Here is a 22,445-nt window from a genome sequence, read left to right as displayed (position 1 = left end):
TTTATATTAACGCAATCCTTTTGTCAAAAAACTGTACTTTTTAAAATCACTTATTCAAAAATACCATACTATTATTAAGAATTCCCTAACACAGCAATTTTTATGAATAGCTGCTAGCATGACAATAGTGGTATTATAAAGACTCTGGGTAATGTTAATTCAAATTATTATTTAGAATTAACGAATTAAATTGATCCGAGTGTTGCGATTGTAGTATACTTTTAACATTTTTGCAAGCACCCTTATTACATATAATACATAAGAATGAAACTACTTGAAGGAAAAACAGCTCTAATTACTGGAGCATCAAAAGGAATAGGAAGAAAAATTGCTGAAGTATTTGCCCAAAACGGTGCAAATGTAGCATTCACATATTTATCATCTGTGGAAAAAGGCCAAGCTTTAGAGCAAGAACTTCAGGCTTTTGGAACTACTGTAAAAGGTTATCGTTCAGATGCATCAAAATTTGATGAGGCTGAAAAACTCATCAATGATATTGTTTCAGATTTTGGAACTATTGATGTGGTTGTTAATAATGCTGGAATAACAAAAGATGGTTTGTTAATGCGCATGACTGAGGAAAACTGGGATGATGTGATCAATGTAAATTTAAAATCAGTATTCAATGTCACTAAAGCAGCTTCTAAAATCATGATGAAAAACCGTAAAGGATCTTTCATCAATATGAGTTCAGTAGTAGGTATACAAGGAAATGCTGGTCAAGCTAATTATGCAGCTTCTAAAGCTGGTATTATTGGTTTCTCTAAATCAGTGGCAAAAGAATTAGGCTCAAGAAATATTAGATCAAACGTAGTTGCTCCAGGTTTTATACGCACAGAAATGACCGATATTTTAGATCCTAAAATTGTTGCTGGATGGGAAGCTGGTATTCCTATGAAACGCGCAGGTCAAGCAGAAGATGTTGCAAATGCATGTCTATTTCTTGCATCGGACCTTTCAACATATGTCACAGGACAAGTATTGCCTGTAGATGGTGGTATGGTATAATATATATATAATACATATAAAAAAGGTTCTTGAAGTGATCAAGGACCTTTTTTTATTGTAAAAGCTTTTATATGTCTATATTTGCACTGAAATTTTAATCGTATGAACTGGGATCGGGTATTTGCTATTCAAAATGACACAGAATTTAATGAAATTTGCTTGGAAACTTTTCATTTTCAAATGGAAAACACAAGCATTTACAGACAGTATGTGCAGTATTTGAATAAAAAAACTCATACAATAGATCATTATACGAAAATTCCGTTTCTCCCAATCGAACTATTCAAATCTCAAGAAATTATAGCTGACAACTTCAGTCCTGAAATTGTATTCACAAGCTCAGGTACAACAGGAATCACCACAAGTAAGCATCTGGTGGCTAAAAAAGAAGTATATGAAAAAAGCTTTCGCACTGCTTTTGAACAATTTTATGGAAAAATAGACAACATTGCCATTTTGGCGCTACTTCCATCCTATTTAGAACGAACAGGTTCTTCATTGATCTACATGATCAATGATTTAATGCAACATAGTCAACAACCCGAAAGTGACTATTTCTTATACAATCATGAGGAACTTTATCAAACCCTTATAAAATTAAAAGCTAAAGGCACGAAAACCTTGCTATTCGGTGTGACATTTGCACTTCTTGATTTTATTGAAAAATATGAATTGACATTTCCGGAGTTAATCATTATGGAAACTGGGGGAATGAAAGGAAAACGTAAAGAAATGGTCCGTGAGGAAATTCATGATTTATTATGTAAAAGCTTTCAAGTTCCAGGAATACATTCGGAATATGGAATGACTGAATTGCTATCACAGGGCTATTCATATGGTAACGGGATATTCAGACACCCCAACTGGATGAAGATCTTAATTCGGGAAACAAATGATCCGCTAACGCTTGCTGAAAATAAAAAAACAGGCGCTATCAATGTTATTGACTTAGCAAATCGATATTCGTGTTCTTTTATTGCAACCCAAGACCTCGGAAAAATCTATGATGATGGATCTTTTGAAGTCTTAGGTCGCTTTGATCAAAGTGATATACGTGGTTGTAATCTTCTCGTCCAATAAGTTTTATTTTAAGCTGGGATACAATCATAAACTTCAATATTATACACGGAAGTAAAAACTTGTTTTGCCTTAAATGATACTTCCCTATCTTATCGTGCCGAATCGGCTTTCTAACGCTGTATCCCCCGCCTGTCACATTAACAAATGAGCAAACCTATCGTTATTTCAACAAAATTGACACTTTTTAGATTAGGCTCAACGCAAAACAACTCCTTCCGAATTACATATTTAAAGATGAGATATTATTCCGACTTTCTTATAATTTCTTAAGGAATCAATCTTTCTTTATTAATTTTTTATTTATTTAAAAAATTCAATTAGACTTACTATACCTCCCACAACATCAAAATATTTTTTTCCCATCAGTAAGAAAAAAACTTTGCATATAATACATTTCTTCCTTAATTTTAGCATAGAAAAGATTAATTAACCTATTTTAAAATTATGATTAGAGTATTAACAAACCTAGGCGTGGCCATATCGGCCTATGGTATCCTTCATCAAAACAAAGAAGAAGATGAACAGACTCAAAAAGAATTGTTAGAGGCGCTGAAAGAAATTGAAATCGATTCCAATCACATGTACATCAGTCACGGAAACCATAAGATGGCCCAGAAGTCTTTCCGTATATTCTACAGTCAGCTTCGACTGTTTTTTGATAGGATATACCTTAAAAAAAACACAGAGGTAGATCCAGTCATTTTGAAATTTCACGAACTCTTTCAGACTTACGAAAACATCTACAGTCAAGATATGGATCTGGAAGAACCATTGACACACTATCAGCTTCAACTTTTAAAAGTAGAGATCATGGAGAAATTTCCTGCATTAAAAGACTCCCTATTAAAAAAAGGTATAGGGCAGGTCCTGATATTAGAGATCCAGGCTGCAATAGAAAGCCTTTTTAATGGCGCAGAAATAAAGATTTATTATTATCATTATCTGTTCTTCAATAAATTGTTACAATCGCTAACAAATATTGCTCAGGATAGCCGAAACAAAGATTGGGAACGTCGCTTTATCGAGACCATGATCAATATCAACTTCAATCATATGGGATTTTTTAATCGCTGCTGTGAGCTAATAAACTCTCAGCTTCAAAATCTTTGCGAAGACCATCAAATGATGTCTATTGATATAAACGGGCTTAGAATAAGCCAAGCTTCCCGTGATCCTAAATTATACTTTGATACTACCCGTAAGCATCTTGCAGACCTGCTCATCGAATATGCGGAACAAAGAAAAAACATAAAAAAACCAAGATGTTTATATACATCAGATACCAAATCGGAAGATTGTACTGGCGTCTTGAGCAATTTAACTGCAGGTGGGGCCAGCACCTTCTACCATTACTTTCAAAAAGAAAACTTTTTAAAAGCAGAAAATAAGAAGTCAGGTGCTAAAAACTTTGCAGATAATGTAAAATTAAGCAATGGCGCTAATCTGACGGAGGCACAGCTCCTCAAGTTTGACAAAGGTAAACATCGTAATGACATTAGGAGTTTAGCCATAAAACTGAAAGCTATCCTTGAGCAGATTGAAATTGATCTCGATAATTCATATGGATCACCTAAAAATAGGCGCTGATACTGCTCAAGAAAAATATTTCCCATGGTCTACCTTCTTTTTTCAGCTAAAAATGAAGGTAGACTAAAATAATTTGCGAATTCGCTACGATGTCTTCAAAAGACAAATTAATTTCATCCTAAAAAGCCCTCTCAATACTATGCTCAGCCATGTTTTTTACAAGAATCTCAATTTCTTGTAAAAAGGACAAAAATCCCAAAAATCTTTGAAAAGATCGTATTTCTTTGTTCTTAATTACCTTTAAGACTATTTAAACAGTTGTTTACAAAAAATCACATCGTCTAGAATTCCTAAAGCCGTGCTATATATTTGAATTTAAACGTACGAATAAAGTATTTCGAACGCTTCCCAAAAGTGACTATTTCAAGAAAATAAAAAATGCAGTAGTTCCTTTCGAAAAATATTAATTGTCGGTGATGTGTAGGATGCCGCCGTTAATGTGAAACCAGCCATGACTCCCTAGCTCCAGAAGAGCTAGGGTTTCAATGACTTAAAATTTAAAAAGAATATTATGAAAACAGATAAGACAAGAAAAAGTAAAATACTACCGCCATACCCGATTTGAGATTTGTATTTGTCCTTTATTTTGAAATAGACAAATGGAATTAAGAACATAAAAGCCTGACATAAAGATGATATAGAAAAAATTGGTGATGGCAATATTACGGGTTTGTGCCATTTCTAAAATTAGAAACCAGCTAAATAAAAAAATGAAAACAAATTGATTGGCCAAATAAGGAGTCCAGGCGCCAATTCAAAACACAACACTCTGATAGTTGGAGGCTGTGGGGGCCAGTACATCTAAAAATGCTACTGTGATCAGTTAACCTAATGATAATTTAACTTAAAACAAAATGGCAACATTTCAGTTGAATAACCCTAGTAACCCTGGAGATCCAGCAAGTTACTCATTGGGAAGCCCGTCTTGTTCAGGAAATAATCAGATCTGTTCTATAGAAGCACCAAATGCAGGTGGTGTTCCTACCATTTCAAATGCTCTACGCAATGAAATGTTACAAGCTCTGAATACGAGAACAAGCACAACAAATGTAAAATTAAAAGCTTAAATAAGATTTTAATTTTTACATTTAATACGAAAGAGCTATCATTTTTTTGATAGCTCTTTCCTCTAATTTTATTGGATAACAAAACACGGTATTTCTCGATCTTCCTCAGTAAGTAAAAAGCCAAATTCCTTGAGACTACGTTGCAATTCTATAAAATCCGATTGTCCTTTAAACATATATTTATTGAGATTTTTAGATTCGTTTACAACCGGTGGCCTATCTGCATTCAAGTCAAGCATAAATGCAAAATCATCTATAGCTTGACCATTATGATCTGATTTTCCGACTTGCCTTCCTTCATCTTTGATGACCCAACACCTTACCCTTCTTGATTCGATGAATGTTTTTACTCCAAGCTTTAGCTCCAGATCCCTTATCATGGCAAGCATTCTTCTCTTTTCATCTAGCTCCAGATCAAAATTAGCTTCATAACTTACAGCATATTTCTGATTCCAGATTTGTTGATAGCCCGACTTTTCTCTTTCAAATATAAATCGCTCTTTATCAAATCTGTCAATCATAATACGACTATCTTTCATATAAGGTAATTCGGTGGTTTTTCCATAACAGTAAAGAAAAGCAGGTACTATATCTGCGTTTACAATATACTCCCGCACTTCACGCTGTGCACTGTCTACTTCTTGACTGAATTTGCTATAGGCGCCTTCAATATAACCGGTAAGAAATGAATACTTCCCCTTCTGATTTTTCATCAGCGGAATCCCATAATCGAACACCAAATAATCATCTTTAATCGGAAATTCGATTATACCTTTATCAAATACCTTATTAACCATTGCCTGATCCACAAACTCAGAATAAGTGATGGCCACCACCTTTCCTTTATAGATCCAGACCATATGTGAAACAGTCTGATGCGGAAAATAGCTCGACCAAACTTTGTCTTCTACCACATAGTCCAATTTATTGGCTTTAAAGACTTCGTTATGGGCCCGAAATGCTTCTGCTCGATTTTTCTTTTCATCTGAGATGGATATTATTTTTAACCTTCCCTTATTTTCCTGTTCCACCTTATTTAATCGGGGCAGTGCGGCGATACAGCTCGTGCATGAAGTATTCATAAAATCGAGAATAACCAATTCTTCAGGAAGCTGGCTGACCGAGCCGATCTCTTTCCCCTCTATTGTTATACCAATAGCATCAGAAGGGACTTTTTCGCCGATTCTAACTGTTTTTTGTACGGTATCTTTTTTAAATGTAGGTTCTTGTGCTAACAGAAAAGTCGGCAGAAAACATAGTAAATAACATAAATTTCTCATACTATCGTATCGTTTGTGTAAGTGTTGAATTATTGATGATTTCCTGAGGGATCAGAAACGTATAAAAAGGATCGTTAGGTAATAACTGATACTCCTTACCTCCTATCTGACGTTTTAATATAGTTGCTGTTTGACTGTTTAAATTCAGGCGTTTCAGATCGGACCATCTTCTCTGACGCATCACCAGTTCCTTTCTCCGTTCTTCTAAAATGATTTGGAGCAATTGCGATGGATTCTGTACAGCAATGGGTTTAAAAGTTTCTCTTCGATACCGTTTCTCCAATAAACTATTCAGCGAGGTCAGGGCTTCATTAATCTGATCTGACCGCACCAAGCATTCAGCTTTTGTCAAGATCAATTCATCTACCGCAAGACCGCTGAATGGAGCTTGATTAAATTCGCCATCATAATTACCTTTGAATGAAAAAGTACTGTCTTCATTCTCCATAAACAACAGGTTTTTGCGGAGATCGTGATCAGCATAGCTTTGAAGAAAATTAGGATCCACTTTCCAAACTGTATAATAATACGTATAGGTTCCTGTTGAGATAGCCTGAAAGATCACTTCCTCGTTAAACTGTTTAAATGGACTCTCTTCGTCTTTTCTTAAAGTATTATAGTCCATGAGCATACTGTTATCTACCAGAGCTTTATTTGTATAAAACAAAGCCTTCTCATAATCCTGCATATAGAGGTAGATCCTTGAAAACAGTGCTGCTGCAGCAGTTTTAGATGGCCTTGAAGGAAGTCCATTTATCATGGGCAACAGATTTTCGGCCTGCTCCAAATCTCTTAATAGTAGATCAAAATATTCATTCAAAGTGACACGTACACTTTTTTCCTCCACATTGGGAGAGGTACGATAAGGTAAAGCAGGTATATCTCCATTCGAACCATCTTTTTGTGGAACTGCCGTAAATATTTCAGCCAGACTGAATAAAGCATAAGCCCTATAAAAGTATGCTGCCCCCTCTAGTTGTTCACGCCTGGTTCCTCCGGGCAATTCTTTCAATATCGATAAAACTTGGTTGGCGATGTAGACCGCTTGATAAGGTGATGCCCACTGCGTTATAACCGGTGCTGTTTCCTTATCCCAGATATAAAGCATGCGGTCTTCATAGTCCCCTAAACTGCTCCAGTTATCGGCACTGATGGAAAAATTATCTGCACAGAGCTCTCCAACATAAGGATACCCCATATTTATTGTGCCATATCCGTCCAGTAAAGCTTGACAGTCCTCAAACGTATTGGGGATAGCCAGTTTAGTATCGGGTTTTGTTTCCAAAAAATTACTGCAGGACTGCAGGCAGAGTAAGATCAGGCTCAGCAGGATTCGGTTGTATAGTAGATGATAATTCATAAATTTAGATTTAAAATGATGCCTTGGCACCTATTGTATAAAGTCTAGGTGTAGGGATCAAGAAGTTAAAATCAGGATCGTTTTTATATTTTGATTTGCGCCATACCATCAGATTGAGGTTATCAGCATTCACATAAAGCTGTATTGATCTGAAGCTCTTCGAATGGAGATTCAGCTGATACTGCAAGTTGATATCTTTTAACCTGACATGGTCAGCAGGTTCAATCAAGACTTCTGAATTTTGATAAAACTGGTCTCTTTGACCATTCATCGGATATATAAAAGCAGGCACATTGGTATGCATTTCATCACCGGGCTTTTTCCACCGCAGGTTAAAATCATCTTGCATTTGCCAGTATTGCGCTAAGCCATTATAATTGATGCTTTGGCGTCTGTAGAAATACTTTAATTTATATTGTAGATTGGCACGTAAAGACCATGATCTCCATGAGAAAGTATTAGCTAGAAACCCTGCGTATAAAGGTACGCTGGACCCCATGTAGTTGACATCTTCTATGCCCACAGACATGATTTTGGAATAATCCTGAGACATCTCACCATTATAATAGCCCAATGGAGCTCCGGTTTCATGGTCTAATCCTGCAAAGCGAAATGCATATAGGCCGTACAGATCCCTACCGACAACTGGATTAGGCGCAGTGGTAGCCCACATATAACTGGAAACACTCGAATGTTTGTAATTATATTTGGTAACCACACTCTTACCATAGGTAAATATCAGATTAGAATTCCATTTGTAATCTCCTGCGACAATATTGGTACTCTGCAGATTCAGTTCAACACCCTGATTCCTAAAATTAGCAATATTGACTGCTTGCGTATAAAAACCAGTTGTCGGATCAATATTGGCTAATGCAACCAGATCCTTTGCCTCTTTATTATAAAACTCAACATTCCCATTTATACGTCCATTGGTCATCGCGAAATCTACGCCCACATTAAAAATCCCTACACGTTCGGCACGATAATCTGGATTTGGCGGATTGACCATGTAGGCGTTCGTATATCCTGTATACGGAAAAACGCCATCGTATGCAATTGTTGGATAGGCCGATATCTGGGTCGTTATATTTCCGTTCACACCATAGGTAGTCCTGAGTTTTAGGTATGAAAAAGTTCCTTTAGGAAAGAACTCTTCTTTACTGATCTCCCAGGCGGCACCCAGTGACCAAAGCGGTTGCCATTTACGGTTAGAAGCAACGCCAAATAGATTCGCTGCATCACGGCGGACGCTACCGGAAACTACATACCGGTTATGGAGGATATACGATCCATTGATAAAAAGTGACACGAACCGTTGCTTATATTCTTCTATTTTATTGCCATTGAAGATCTGAGCCCTACCCTGAAATCCATTTAACAAAGGGAAACTTGATTTAAAATCAACAAGTGTAAACTCGATACGATCTGCATGATAACCATACAGTTTATAGCCTTCAATACGGTTATCCATACTTTTTAACTCTGCTCCTCCCAATACATTTAGAACACCTGCTCCCAGTTCTTTATCAAACTTTACAATTGCTCTTAAATAATGTGAAGTGAGATCGCCAATTCGTTTACTATAAATATCACCTACAGGTACATTATAGGTTAAAGAATTAGGTGTAAATTGGGTGTATAAATTAATATAATGCTGGGTATAGTACGAATCAAGCGATTCCAGATTTGTGGTTTTGCTTAATGACCGCTGAAATTGATAAGAAGTAATGAGCTCCCAAGGTTTACTGAATTTATAGCTGGCCGCTATACTCAATGTCGCATCAGTGATGCGTGTATTATTTTCGCTCGCATACAGTTCATTCATGATATTATAACGCTCCGGAAAGAGCCGGCCACCGGCAAGCGTATCAATATACGATTTCCGAAAAGTGACAGTTTCCAGATCAATACCTACGCCATGATCATCAACAAGGCGTAAGTAAGGATAAAAAGATTTTCCTGCACCTGAATATAGGGAACCATATCCAACTTTAGAGTCACTTCCCTGTCCCTTCTTTCCGTTATCTGAAAATGCGATATTGAAATCAACTGAAAATCGATCCGTTGGTCGAATACTACTAACAAACTTAGCACTGATTCGGTCTGAATTATTATTTTTAATACTTTCAAGTGATTTATCAAATCCCAGACTACCTCTAAAATCCATCTTTTTACTTCCGTATGCTAAACTTGCAAAATATTGCTGGGTAATGTTATTACGGTAGATATAGTTCATGTAATCATCCCGAACATCATTTTTTTCAAATGCAATCTTTTGTTGCTGATAGCTCTCCTGATCGATTTTTCCAGAACGGACTTTATCCAGTAAGCTAACAATAGGCGATAATGTGTAGTCAGGATAATTGATCATCCAATCGTAGTAGTTATTTTCAAATAGAAATTCTTCCGACTCGATAAAATCCTTACTCGACATATGGGGCAGTTTATAAATATCAGGTTTTTGTCCAATTTGGAAATTGGAACTTAGGTCCAATTGTATACGATCGGTTTTACTGCCCGACTTAGAAGTAATCACAATCACACCATTTCCTGAACGTGTCCCCCATATCGAAGCGGCAGCAGCATCTTTAAGAATCGTTATATTTTCTATATCATTGGGATTGATATTACTCAGGTCTCCTTCATAAGGGAAATTATCCAAAATGATCAATGGACTCCATGCCCCTAAAAGTGTCGAATTTCCACGTTGATAAAGTTGCTCTTCAGGCTTCAGGTTAGGTACACGTTTTTCAAATCGTAGCGAAGGTGACAATCCTTCCAATCGATTAATAAAATGAGAAGATTTACTGATATTTAGCTGTTCATTCGTTAGGACTTCAAAGCTCCCGGTCGCTCTTTCTTTTGGTATTTTTTGGTATCCTGTAGACACCACTTCAACCTCGTCAAGCTGATTTTCAACAGGATTTAGTTGCACATGCAATACCACTCCGGACGTATAATCCAGCTCTAGGGTTTTATAGCCGACAGATGTAAACTTCACTTTGCCCGTACGCTGAGTGACAGCGACGCTGAAAGAACCATCTTTCTTTGTCGATGTCTTCACGTTATCTGCTTCAACACGCACGGATACAGCTTGTAACGGCTTCTTATCTACAGCAGAAATAACCGTTCCCTGCAACACATAATTTTGCTTATTCTGAGCTTGTGCGGATACCGATCCGAAAGTCATCATCAGCAGTAAAAGCAATACTGCTGAAAACGTTGATTTTGTCAATCGAAGCACAAAAGCCTCATTCACATAATCCCTAACACCTCCTTGTATTTGATTTGAAAAGCATTTTAAGCGATTAGACTGATTATTAATGCAAAACCACTCAGATGCCCAACAAAAGAAATTGGAGCGCTTAAATCTTCTTATTTTAGATAATGCGCTTTCCGCGTAGGGATTAAGTAGGGATGAAGCATAGATAAAGCGTTGATAGTGCGTTAGTAGTGCGTAAATGGGTACCGTTTTACGCACTATCCATGCATTACCAGTATTTAGCATACGCATTACGTACGCTTGAGCAACACATGAACAACCAAATTCCCGTACTTGCCTAGCGCATGCCAGTCGTAGCACTGCTAAGCTATTAACCTCAGTAGCTCTTTGGTAGCTCTCCAGTACATTCCCAGTATCCTTTTGGTACCTTTTCAGTAGGGCATTCGTGAATAAGCCGTACTCTGACCGTACAGCAAGACCGATTTTAGCAAGTACATTCTTTATGAAAATCAATAAAAAAGCAAAGCCATTGGTTCGGATCTTGTTCGGACTTTCTTTTAACCTTCTTTTACCCTTGTAGTACGTTTCCCCGTAACTGCACAACACTTGCAAAGTACCTGCACCGTCCCTTCCCTTGTGCATCGACGGCAAAAGTACGGCGCACATACGGTGCAACGACGTCCGGAGGTAAAACAAGGTTCGAAGCAGGTTAAAAGCCGGTATAGAGCGGGTACCTGATGGACAATGCTTCGATTTGCTGTTTGCCACATCCAGCAAACTTCTACTAACTTTCTCTTCCCTGTCTTGACCTTTTCTTCTACCTCCACTTGACTTTTGTTCGACCGTGCTTCGACTTTTCATGCACTGTAGCCGATGAAATCCCGAGGCCGACTCGAAGCCCAGTCGCAGAAACTTAGAAGTTGGTGTTAAGTTGGTTAAGAAAAAATCAGAAGTTTCTAGCCTTCTCATTTTTCTAGTCTTTCTTTGCTTACCTTCTGCTATTTCTGTGGTATTTTGTTGCTTGTTTATTACCGATTCATTACCATTTCTAGGCTTATTCTTTAATTCTTGGAGGCTTCTCCTTGCAGACTCCGTTACACCTTGCTTGCCTTTTCTGTGCTCTTTTATTACCGTTTGTTCGGTATATTGACGATCAGTTATCAAAGATGTACCAATGGATTGCAGAGCCAGCCCATACTCAGGTACAAGGCAGTCCCTAAGGATAACCATACCTTCACCAGCATCGTATAAACGAAAGACTAAATCAGCATTAGTTGCATGTGCAATATTATTTTCTAGCGCTTTTTTAACAATGGTATATTTAGGAAATACCCCGTAATTAATGCACTTATTTATTATCGTATAAATGGATTTGATAACACCCTTCAAATAGGCATGTACTCTCCCATCCTTATAAAAATTGTTCATTTTTAAGGTTTATAATTTTGGCATTTACCTGACATGCAATAGATATCCAGAAGAGCTTCCAATTGAAACTAATCAGGAGCTCATTGCGCCGAGGCTTTAAATAAGTGATGGAATCGAAAAGCGTTAAATGGTCATCATAAAGATCATATATTGGTCTACGGTACGCTTTCATCGATTAAGTCATCGTAATGACTTATAATCGTATAAGATTATGGGGGGATTAATTTTCTTAAATGGCTCTGTTCAATTATCATAACTCGTTATTGGTAACGAGTCTACTTTCGGCTAGATGCTATTTAACTATAGCTGGGCTCTACAACCGCGCTATAAGGATTCGACGCCTGCAAATACGGTATACAGTAGAGGCCCATATGCTACAGTATGTCCCGAAGGTACATAAAATATCAATATGGGCATTAATACTACTGCCTCGATTTGCTTTAATTGTCGAATTTTATAGCCGAGACTCTTTTATTAATGCCTAAACAAACACAATAATACTTATCCTTTTCTCGATATTTGAAAAATATAAATAGTATAATCTCTAGCATTCATTTTGTAACTCACAGGAACATTTTGTATATTTACAATAATTATATTATACCAAATTATGATTACTGAAAGCAATGACAACGAGATTTTTACTACCATAGGTAAAAACCTACATACAGTTCGACACTCCCTTAAATTAACACTTGAGGCGGTTGCATCTGAAATAGATGTTACCTATCCAGTTCTAAGTAAAATTGAGAATGGTCGATACTTGGGGCTTAGTATTGGATTATTAAAGAAGTTATGCAATTATTATAAAATTACGATAGCTCAAGTTCTAGATATAGAAGGGCATCAAATTTTTAATTATTCACAATATATAAATCAACCTGCGGGTAATCATTCTATGACGAATAACATAGCAGATGGATATGAACTAGCTATTCAGTCACTTAAAGAACAAATCGAATATTTAAAAAACCAAAATCAAGATTTGCTAAATAAATTATTAAACACAAAATAGTAAATTTGACATAAAACATTAGAGATGATAAATAATACCATTGATATAATAGCTCTTATCAGAATAGCTGGTAGAAATATTGAAGCTCTTCGTAACATCAAAAAGAAATCTGTCGAATCTTTAGCACAAGAACTAGGCCTAACCAAGGAAGAATTAATTGGAATTGAAGAAGGTACTGTTGAGGATTTATCTCTTAAAAAATTATCAGAGATAGCTAATTATTTTAATTGCACTTTACAACAGTTATTAGATCTTCAAATAGTCCAAATACTTAATCATAGTCAATATATTGCTGGTGGTGATCGAGAAGTTAAATATACACAGGAATTAAAAGGTGGTTATGATGAGTACATCAAACACCTCAAAGAAGAGATCCATGAGTTAAAGAGAACAAAATCAGAAAGGTAGAGATGAATATTCGGTATTAAAGCTGTAGTAAAATTATATTTTCGAAGAAGACTATATAGTCATAGAGAATAGTCATTTAAAAATCAATTATAATATAATAAACAAAAATGAAAAAAATATTTTTATCTGTTCTTCTATTATCTTTTGGACTAGGTTTAACTTATGGCCAATATTCGACCAATCGATATAGTATTACAGACAAAGTACCGAAAATAATTTATAAAGATCTTAAAGATAGAAACTTCCCTAACATAGAGGTTTTAGGCAAGCAGTATTCTGGTGAAAGCGGATTAACGTTGAAAGCCGATAGTATAAAGACGGTAGAAGTAAGTAAGGAAAAACAAGCTATTATAATAGGATTAACTGCTCATTATAAACCAGAATTCATTACTTTATCTGATCTTAGAAAAAATTATACGAATATGCAATCAGATCGAGTAATCTTTCAGATAGAAGATAAAATAATTCAGGATGATCCGGATACAACTTTTGTCGACATCAGTAATATTATGACGATTTCTGTATCTCCTGTTAAATTTATCGGTGACCTAGACGATCTTTATATGGTAACCCTAAGGGTACGTAATGAAAAAAACATTAAAGATCTAAATACGATACGTATTCGCTGATATCTGTCCTAAATTATCATATCTCCTATCTCGTCAAGTTAGGAGATACTTAAGTTTTGTCTTGTTGGAGATGGCTTTGTGAAGTCCGCCATCAACTCCATTGAATGTTTGCAATAATAGTAATAAAGCCTTCCCATTTTTAATAAAAAAATAGAAAGACTCAAATATACGTGACTAAAAAATATTTTTTAGCATCTCGATAAAGCGGAAAAAAACTCTTTTTTTATAGAATAATGATATTCAATTTGATTTATATATATATTTTAAGGCACTACAGATAAGATCTATCATTCACGATGTAATAATATAATTAAAACTTCAAAGATTTAGTAAGATTCAACCAGATTCTTTCAATTATAGACTGATCTTCGGTGATGATATCAGCATCAGCAAGGATACCCGGTTTCAGTTTGATAACAGAGTCTTTCTCGCTCCTACTTAAGGTCACCTTAGAGAAGAAAACACTATCTCTAATCGGGATATCGGAGATGTAATGAACCTTTCCTCTAAGATAGCCATACTCCTGATAAGGATAGCTCTGAACTTTAATCAACACATCTTGTCCTATTTTCACCTTAGACGACTTGCTCTGTGGAATCAATATCTCACCATAATAGTCTTCCTTATTGGCGTTGACATAAAACAGCTCTTCACCCATTTTAATCAATTGATTTTCTTGTAAAAAGTCACCATAGATCAAAGTACCCTCCGAAGGACTAGTAATCACGTATTGTTTTTTCCAATTTTCAGCATCACTAATGAATGTGTTTAGGGATTGATAGAATTTCTTTTCTTCTTCAAACATCTGATTATTGATCTCGGACATCTCTTTGTCTTTTGAGAGTCGATTGCTCTGGTTGCTAATAATCGTATTTTCCATCTGAGGAATAGATTGCCGCTTGGAGAGTAAAAGAGCTTCTTTCTGATGTAATTCTAGCTGACTGATCACTTTCTTTTCTGCCAGGATCTGATATTTGGCATATTCTTCTTCAGCAAGTGACAGCTCTCTTTTGTAAAGATCAAAGCTCTGCTGGATTCTTTGGCTCTGTTCATTGATATATTTAACCTCATTCTGGATAAAGCTTTTCCGTTTCTGATAGATTCCCTCTTTATTAATCGCTACATAATTTAGATAAGCGAGATAAAAGTTATGGTAGCTGTTCTGGAGCTCACCTAATTCCAACTCTGTTGGGGTAACGATATTCTTTAGATCTGTTAACTCAATGGTACTACTCCGCACCTGTTTCATCTTATCAAGCAAATTTAGTATTTGATCGTGGTCTGCTACGCTTTCCACATAGGCAATATTTGTATTTTTATCTACAGGAACACCGTCTTTGATCAGAATCTTCACTAGGTTTCCATTTACTTTACCTGTAAGCACCTTAGGAGCACTGCTCGTATTGAATTTCATGGATACATGTACCACTTCTGGATAGCTTATGAAAAATGTTAGACCAAAGATCATAAATAGCGTCAATACAATAAAGGTTATCCCCCTTTTGAGCAACCATGATGGTGGTTTTGAAATGATTTCATGTAAATCTTCAGAATGAATATCTTCTTCCATAAGCCTACTTTTTGCCATAATCGTTAATTTCCTAGTTCGAGTTGATTTTTAACGAGTTCATAGTAACTGCCTCGCAGTGCGGTCAATTCCTGATGCGTTCCCTCTTCTACTACTGCTCCTTTTTCTAATACGATGATGTTATCTGCATTTTTAACTGTACTAAGTCGATGGGCAACCACTATGACGGTCCGTTTGTTGAAAAACTGATCCAGCTTCTCCACGATTTCTTTCTCATTATTAGCATCCAAAGAATTGGTAGCTTCATCCAAAAAAATATAGGCCGGGTTTTTATATACTGCTCTGGCAATCATAAGGCGTTGGCGCTGACCCTGACTGATCCCTTTACCGGCTGTACCGATCTTTGTTGCTAAACCAAAGGGTTCATCGGCAATAAATTGTTCCATATTGGCCACACTGATCGCGCTCTCCATGAGTTTTTTGTCGGCGACCTCTTCGTTGACAGCGATGTTACGTTCAATAGTATCCGCATACACGTAATTTTCCTGAAGTACCGATCCACAGCTCTCACGCCATACTCCAAAATCAATCTGGTCCAATTTTTTTCCTCCGATCAGTATTTCGCCTTCTTCGGGATTATAATATCGCAAAAGAAGCTTTATTATGGTTGTTTTCCCACTACCACTTGTTCCTACGATGGCTGTTGTTTTCCCCTCAGGGAAAGTCAGGTTCAGTTTGGTAAAAATAGGATCATTTCCAGCTCCCATATAACGGAAGGTCAAGTTTTTGATCTCAATCGTCCTGTTATCAGGTAACTTTGTAAGATAATCTTTCTGGATATTTTCTTCCTCCTCGGTTTCATAGATCTCGTTTAGTCTTTCCAAACTGATTTTGGCATCCTGATAGGACTGCATAAAGTCCAGTAGAGACTCAACGGGATTACTTACCATACCGACAATATACTGAATCGCCATCATTCCCCCCAGAGTAATATCACCATCTATAACTGCTTTGGCACTGATATATGTGATCAGAATTCCTTTTGCCTGGTTGATCGCCATTGAGCCTAGGGACTGGTACTGAGATAATGCAAGACTTTCAACCTTAAATTTGAAAAGTTTAGCTTGCAAGGCTTCCCAACCCCATCTTTTTTGCTTCTGAGCATTATTGAGTTTAATATCTTTGATGCTCTGGATCATTTCAACCATGTAAGTCTGGTTTTCAGAAGCGATCTTAAATCTTTTCTCGTCAAGCTGACGTCGATATTTCATAAAAGCCAATATCCATAACGTATACAGTACTGTTGCCGCAAAGAATACTAGAAAGATCGTTTTGTTATAGATCAAGAGCAATAAACCAAAGATCACCATATTAACAAGTGAAAATAGGGTATTCAGAGTACTTCCGGTGAGAAAAGTTTCTATTCGTTGCTGGTCGGACATCCGCTGCATGATATCGCCATGGGTCTTTAGATCAAAGAAATTCATTGGAAGTTTCATTACCTTGATCAACAGATCTGTTAGTATGGAGATATTAACCCGTGTGCTGATGTGGAGCATAATCCAAGAACGGATGAAGGATACTGCGGTACTTCCAATAAAAAGCATCAGTTGCGCAATCAGGATCAGGTTAATAAAACTAATGTTTTTGGTATTGATCCCAATATCAACTACTGACTGGGTGAGAAAAGGTGTTATCAGTGACAGAATGGTTCCAAGTACCATACCTAAGATCAATTGAACAAACAGCTTTTTGTATTTAAAGAAATAGGTGAAGATCTTACCCCACCCTAATTTTAATTCCTGCTCATCCTCGTCTATTTGGTAAAAATCTGGACCAGGACTCAATACGAGTGATAGACCCGCATGTAGCTCTTTGGTCGAAAACCAGTTTTTGGAAAATTCTTTCTTATCATAACTGAGCAATCCGGATGCTGGGTCTGATACGTAGTATTTTCCATGACGAATTTTATAAAGAACTACAAAATGGTTCTGGTTCCAGTGCAGAACACAGGGTAGCTCAACTTCTTTTAACTGTTCGATTGACAATCGAACTCCATAGGTACGGAATCCCAATTTCTCTGCGGCTTCACTAATCCCCAACAGATTTACGCCCGCTTTATTTGTTTGGCATAGTTTCCTGATTTTATGGATAGAGGCCAACTTACCATAATATTTGAATATGATACGAAGACAAGTGGATCCACAGTCCATCTCATCCATTTGTTTATAATGGGGGAATTTTTTTAACACGAAAAAATTATTCTATATAAGTCTTAATAAAAACATTTTCATTACATTAATAACAATGAAATGACATGCAACTTATTTTTGTTTAATAGTTGATAGCAAGTATTTTTCTAAACAATGGAAAATCTGTAGTTCAATTATTCTTTGATCTTTAGGGAAAAATCTATTTACAAACATATGTATACAGTGCATAATATTTTCACGATCAATTTTAATTTGTTTAATTTCATGTTTCCAGTTGTTAAAGAACTGATAATTATAAACATCGGATTTAAATGTATTTAAAATTGAGTTTTTCCGATTTCTATATAGGTTATTTAACTGAATTCTTAAACCAACTGGATCATCTTTTTTATATTCTTCAAAAAGCACAGACTTCATATACTTAATGTATTCATACTGTTCTACAGAACCATCAATCAGTTGTAGGTAATTAAAAACAGATAAAATAGTAAAATTCCAACGTTCAGAATAAGTGGTGAATCTTTTCTTTTTTAAAATTCGAAGTGTTAAAATACTGTCAATATTAAACAATTTTTGCACTGATTTTATATCATCTTTTCCATATCTATTGTAATCAGGTATATAGTTATCATATATACAATCATCTAAGTCACCTTTTCCGATTAAAGTAAAAATAGGTTTTTTTATGGTATTGAGAACTTCTAAAACATTCTGTTTATTTTTTACTTTAATTCTCAACTTTAATAAAGAATTATCGCCACCAAATCTTAAAAAATGTATTTCTTTTATTAATGATGCACTTTTAAGTTTTAATATAATTCTAGCTAAATCGCCAACCACCAAATTTTCCAAAATTCTTTCATTACCCTTTATCACTAAGGAAATCCACTTATTACCAATAGAATGAATCTTTGGTTTGGTATCGAGTTCATCTTCTCTAAATTTCAATAAGGAATATTGACTAACATTTTTTTCAATATTCTTGGCCGTTATTAAAATTTCATTATAATAATCAAGCTCACTTGCCCTGTAGCCTGAGAAATCCTCCAAAGAAATATATTTGTATTTTAACAAATGACTTAACAAAAGTTTAATACAAAAATTATGTTTTGTATGAATTAACAATTTTTTATCATTTTCCAATTTAAGTAACACGTACGATGAAATATTTAGAGAATTTAAATAATCTGCTAAATCATTATGTGAAATTTCATTCTTCTTTAAAAATTTTTGAATAGTAAATAATGAAAGATTCCACATTCTTTCGGCTAAAATAATACCATTATAAGAAATTTTAGGTAAAAAAGGTTCATTGGTGTAGGAATTCCAATCCCAAATAAGTGCAGGCTTTTTATATTGGTCACTAATCAAATTCAGTATATTATAAAAATCGAAATTTGGTAGATCAACATTTGGAGATGTTCTAACAGGTATAATTTCTCTTTTATTACTTTTCGAAAAAATTTTTATTTTTCCCTCTTGTACTGTCATTAAAATATCTGAAATACAGATTTCCTTATCACAACCAGTTTTTGCTTGATTTAGATTTATAAAATAACTTCTCTCAAGAAATCTCTTTGAAATATTTGAAAGATCATTAGGTGGTAGATAATAGATTTCTGCTAATATTGCACCTTCAAAATATTCACTTTCAAACGAATTTGATTCTTCAAAGTTCTGTGCATAATCTTTAAAATACGGAGTGAATCTGGAATAATTTTTACTGCTAGGAAAATCATTACTTGATTTTAAATGAAATTCATACAACTCATCTATCTTCAGTATTGAGCCAAAAATTCCGAAATTAGGAGAGCAATTCTTATGACCAACCGATAAATCATTAAATTTAACTAAATCTTCTTCTGAAATAACATAATGATCATCTTGATTATATTTACAGTAATTTAATATATGGCTGTAAAAATTATTAAATCTTAGATTCAAATATACTTGCTCACTACAAAGTGTAGTAATTTTATTAGGATTTGTAAAAAGACTATTACCACGCTCGGGATCAAAAATTTTCGTCAAAGGAACCAAATCACCCTCGTGATATTTTTTCTTGAAATTAGTAATGAATTCATCAATTACAGCTTTTGTGTTATCAATCGCATTGAATCTTAAAAAATTCAATTTGTTGATCGAATTAACAATTTGCGATGCTAATGTTTCGGAAATAGTAAATTTGCTTCCAACAGATACTATATCAATCCTTGTAGTTTGGACATTTGTTAAATTATCCTTAAACTGCTCTACAAGAAAATCTTTAATTTTACTATTATCATTTTTAGAAATACTCTCATCGTGATGTTTTTTTAATTCAATTAATAAGCTCTTTTCTGTATTTTGCAAAGAATCAATATTTATTTTACCTAAAAACGACTCTAATGAATAATTATCAATATATGACGGTGTTGTGGTAGCAATAATAAGCTTACTCTTAATTAATGAATTAATATATGAGCTCACTTCCATGCTTGTATTATTTGGAAATATCTTTTTAAAATATTCTATAATACTATTATAGGATATTGGTACAATAGTATCTGTTATAAAAGAAGATAAAAATTTTGAGCTTTTTATTACTTTCAGTTCATTCTCGCCATCTTTAAAAATAAAATATTTTAAGTATGTTCCTTCAAAAAAAACAGTAGAATTTATTGAATACATTAATGCCTGATAATATCTTTCATTATCCAATAAGAATTCGTTAAGAATATAAAGAACTTGAATATTTATATGCTCGTAAAATTCATTTTTATCATTATTTAGACATAAGTTTGTTTGACCTTCAATATTACCGAAGGATACAACCGAAAACATATCTAATGGTATAGCTCTACTACTTGCTCTACTAAAATATTTATATAATGTTGCATAAGTTTTTTCACTTATCTCATTTTTACAATCTTGCTTAATTAATTCCAAATAAAATAAGGGGGAAGAGTATTTCAGGGCGTCTCTGAAATTTCCATTTTGAAGAGTTTCTTTAATAGCTTTCTTAAAATCATCTTCTGTATCATTTTTCTCTAAAAGATCGAAAATATTCCTTAATGATAATTTAGGGTATCTTATAAAAAATGTATTATCAATTTTTTCCATATCATTAAATAAAAATCAGTGCACTAATATAGGGCACTGATTTCTAAAATCTAAATATTAGACCCAAGTATCATTATAAACCAGGTCACCATTACACATTTGTCCAGTTGGCAAAGGTAATTTAAAAGATGTCCCTCGTCTATCCTCAAAATGAGATGATTGTTTTCCTCCTTGCCAATCCATGCCACCTGCAATTTCTGACAACTGATCTTTTGTTAATTTTTCACCAACAAGTTTTAAAGATTTTTCCTTTTTCATAATTATTATTTTAAGTTTTTTAAATCCACAAGTTGAAACAAACTTGCTCTTTACTACAAGTAAGTTACTAAATAATATCATGAAAAAAAAATATATTTTTAATAAAGTGATAATATTGCAGAATAATCATTAAAAAAGCGTAAAAATATTGTTGCGGATAATATAATTTACATAAAAATCATAATCAAAGCTTCCTGTCGCTTTTTACACCTCTTTGCCATTTCATATTGATATAATTTAAGTTAGTTTCAATTAATATTAAGTAAGATACACCACTTCCGTCCCAAATAAATTTTAGGTGCGTATTTCCCTTCAAAAAACAGCTATTTTTAGATACTTTTGATTTTGGCTCTATTTTTTATTCTGAAAACATCTAAAGCTGTCCATTTTCCCCTTTAACTGGTGGCCTGATAATAGGATTATCTATCCATTGCCAGATACTTATTTTCACGAAGATATTCATCCTGATAAATCCCACCAGATTGGATAAATTCAAGTCGTATTTAGCCTTATTCTTAAGATATTTTAGCAGCAATATGCCGGTCAACGAAGTCCACATCTGGTTCATCACCGTATTTTCAGATGAACCCACAAAAGTTGATATTTTTAAGCGTTGTTTAAAGTGCTTGAAGTAGACTTCGATATGCCAGCGCTGCTTCTAATGTTTACCATCAGGCTGGCCTTCCATTGTATATTATTGGTCAAAAATTGTTAGTGGTTACCTGTGGTGCTGTCCCAAAAGTGAAGCAAGCAGAGTGATTTAGCATTGTATTTATTGGACGCCGAGCCAGAAAGTTTAATGAGTTCATTTTTAATGATTCCCTTTTCCAGGAGCGCTTCACTCTGGTTTGACTGGATAACATTGTACTTCATGTTAGTTTTTACTCCTGCAAAAAAAATAACAGCCGTTGCTGTCCAAATACGTGAGCGAGCTGTAATCTACATAACCTCAATCCACCACCACGACGCTTCCTTTGGTAAAACTGTAGCTTCCCGCGCACTGGCTATCATAAACCTTTCCGTCCGCAATCTGTATAAAAACAGGTAGACAGCCATCATATTCCAAAACAGTGTGCAGTTTTACGGCACCTTTAGTTCTGCGAAACTTGGCCAGCCACTTACCGATAGGCATAATGGGATGATACTGCCATGCATTAGATAAACCTTGCGTTTTAATTGGGTAAGATCTTTGCGAAAATGCGTATCCTTTTGCCATAGCTTGTCCAAAAGAGAAAAGTCTATCCAGTATAGTTAAC

17 protein-coding genes are annotated in these 22,445 nt (G+C 34.9%); 7 read left to right on the top strand and 10 right to left on the bottom strand.

The genetic code is table 11. From position 1 onward, the window contains the following. Positions 1-264: 264 nt before the first annotated feature. The 4 genes from fabG (at position 265) to WH188_RS02900 (ending at position 4,742) form a co-directional block, all read left to right on the top strand. A complete protein-coding gene (gene fabG / locus WH188_RS02915) occupies positions 265-1,008 on the top strand; it encodes a 3-oxoacyl-[acyl-carrier-protein] reductase (RefSeq protein ID WP_132772767.1) in 744 nt (247 codons plus the stop codon). 102 nt (positions 1,009-1,110) lie between these two features. Next, positions 1,111-2,088: a LuxE/PaaK family acyltransferase gene (locus WH188_RS02910; RefSeq protein WP_132772769.1), complete on the top strand. Its 978-nt coding sequence runs from the start codon at positions 1,111-1,113 to the stop codon at positions 2,086-2,088. A gap of 444 nt (positions 2,089-2,532) precedes the next feature. Continuing rightward, positions 2,533-3,675, top strand: a complete 1,143-nt coding sequence (locus WH188_RS02905) for a hypothetical protein (RefSeq protein ID WP_339423227.1) — start codon at positions 2,533-2,535, stop codon at positions 3,673-3,675. 854 nt (positions 3,676-4,529) lie between these two features. Then, complete coding sequence (locus WH188_RS02900; protein ID WP_132772772.1) at positions 4,530-4,742, top strand: hypothetical protein; 213 nt, start codon at positions 4,530-4,532, stop codon at positions 4,740-4,742. Between the two features lie 68 nt (positions 4,743-4,810). Here WH188_RS02900 and WH188_RS02895 read toward each other — a convergent pair whose 3' ends face one another. From WH188_RS02895 to WH188_RS02885, 3 genes are read right to left on the bottom strand one after another with little or no spacing between them, the layout of a single operon-like run. Next, entirely contained in the window at positions 4,811-6,022 is a 1,212-nt protein-coding gene (locus tag WH188_RS02895) for a TlpA family protein disulfide reductase (RefSeq protein WP_339423226.1), read from the bottom strand. Position 6,023: 1 nt separating this feature from the next. Further along, positions 6,024-7,382, bottom strand: a complete 1,359-nt coding sequence (locus WH188_RS02890; protein WP_132772775.1) for a RagB/SusD family nutrient uptake outer membrane protein — start codon at positions 7,380-7,382, stop codon at positions 6,024-6,026. A 10-nt stretch (positions 7,383-7,392) separates the two neighbouring features. After that, entirely contained in the window at positions 7,393-12,036 is a 4,644-nt protein-coding gene (locus tag WH188_RS02885) for a SusC/RagA family TonB-linked outer membrane protein (protein WP_339423225.1), read from the bottom strand. 610 nt (positions 12,037-12,646) lie between these two features. On the opposite strand from WH188_RS02885, the gene WH188_RS02880 reads away from it, so the two are divergent. From WH188_RS02880 to WH188_RS02870, 3 genes are all read left to right on the top strand, one after another. Then, a complete protein-coding gene (locus WH188_RS02880) occupies positions 12,647-13,051 on the top strand; it encodes a helix-turn-helix domain-containing protein (RefSeq protein ID WP_132772778.1) in 405 nt (134 codons plus the stop codon). Between the two features lie 24 nt (positions 13,052-13,075). Next, positions 13,076-13,459: a helix-turn-helix domain-containing protein gene (locus WH188_RS02875; RefSeq protein WP_132772780.1), complete on the top strand. Its 384-nt coding sequence runs from the start codon at positions 13,076-13,078 to the stop codon at positions 13,457-13,459. Positions 13,460-13,566: 107 nt separating this feature from the next. Beyond that, a complete protein-coding gene (locus WH188_RS02870; protein WP_132772782.1) occupies positions 13,567-14,088 on the top strand; it encodes a hypothetical protein in 522 nt (173 codons plus the stop codon). 310 nt (positions 14,089-14,398) lie between these two features. Here WH188_RS02870 and WH188_RS02865 read toward each other — a convergent pair whose 3' ends face one another. The 7 genes from WH188_RS02865 to WH188_RS02835 all read right to left on the bottom strand — a co-directional run bounded on the left by WH188_RS02865 (position 14,399) and on the right by WH188_RS02835 (position 22,405). Continuing rightward, entirely contained in the window at positions 14,399-15,658 is a 1,260-nt protein-coding gene (locus tag WH188_RS02865; protein ID WP_165905972.1) for an HlyD family secretion protein, read from the bottom strand. 23 nt (positions 15,659-15,681) lie between these two features. Continuing rightward, positions 15,682-17,868, bottom strand: coding sequence for a peptidase domain-containing ABC transporter (locus WH188_RS02860; RefSeq protein ID WP_132772785.1), 2,187 nt, complete (start codon positions 17,866-17,868; stop codon positions 15,682-15,684). Between the two features lie 72 nt (positions 17,869-17,940). Then, on the bottom strand, positions 17,941-20,931 hold the full coding sequence (locus WH188_RS02855; protein ID WP_132772787.1) for a thiopeptide-type bacteriocin biosynthesis protein: 2,991 nt from the start codon (positions 20,929-20,931) through the stop codon (positions 17,941-17,943). A 57-nt stretch (positions 20,932-20,988) separates the two neighbouring features. After that, the gene (locus tag WH188_RS02850; protein WP_132772789.1) at positions 20,989-21,189 is read right to left on the bottom strand and encodes a hypothetical protein; all 201 of its coding nucleotides are present in this window, start codon (positions 21,187-21,189) and stop codon (positions 20,989-20,991) included. A 373-nt stretch (positions 21,190-21,562) separates the two neighbouring features. Further along, a complete protein-coding gene (locus WH188_RS02845; protein ID WP_132772791.1) occupies positions 21,563-21,781 on the bottom strand; it encodes a hypothetical protein in 219 nt (72 codons plus the stop codon). 119 nt (positions 21,782-21,900) lie between these two features. Beyond that, positions 21,901-22,062, bottom strand: a complete 162-nt coding sequence (locus tag WH188_RS02840; protein ID WP_339423224.1) for a hypothetical protein — start codon at positions 22,060-22,062, stop codon at positions 21,901-21,903. 76 nt (positions 22,063-22,138) lie between these two features. Then, positions 22,139-22,405, bottom strand: coding sequence for a hypothetical protein (locus tag WH188_RS02835; protein WP_132772793.1), 267 nt, complete (start codon positions 22,403-22,405; stop codon positions 22,139-22,141). Positions 22,406-22,445 lie beyond the last annotated feature (40 nt).

Origin of the sequence: Sphingobacterium sp. MYb388, from assembly GCF_037479535.1 — a bacterium.
Classification (GTDB): domain Bacteria; phylum Bacteroidota; class Bacteroidia; order Sphingobacteriales; family Sphingobacteriaceae; genus Sphingobacterium; species Sphingobacterium anhuiense.
This window is presented reverse-complemented; position numbering and strand designations above follow the sequence as displayed.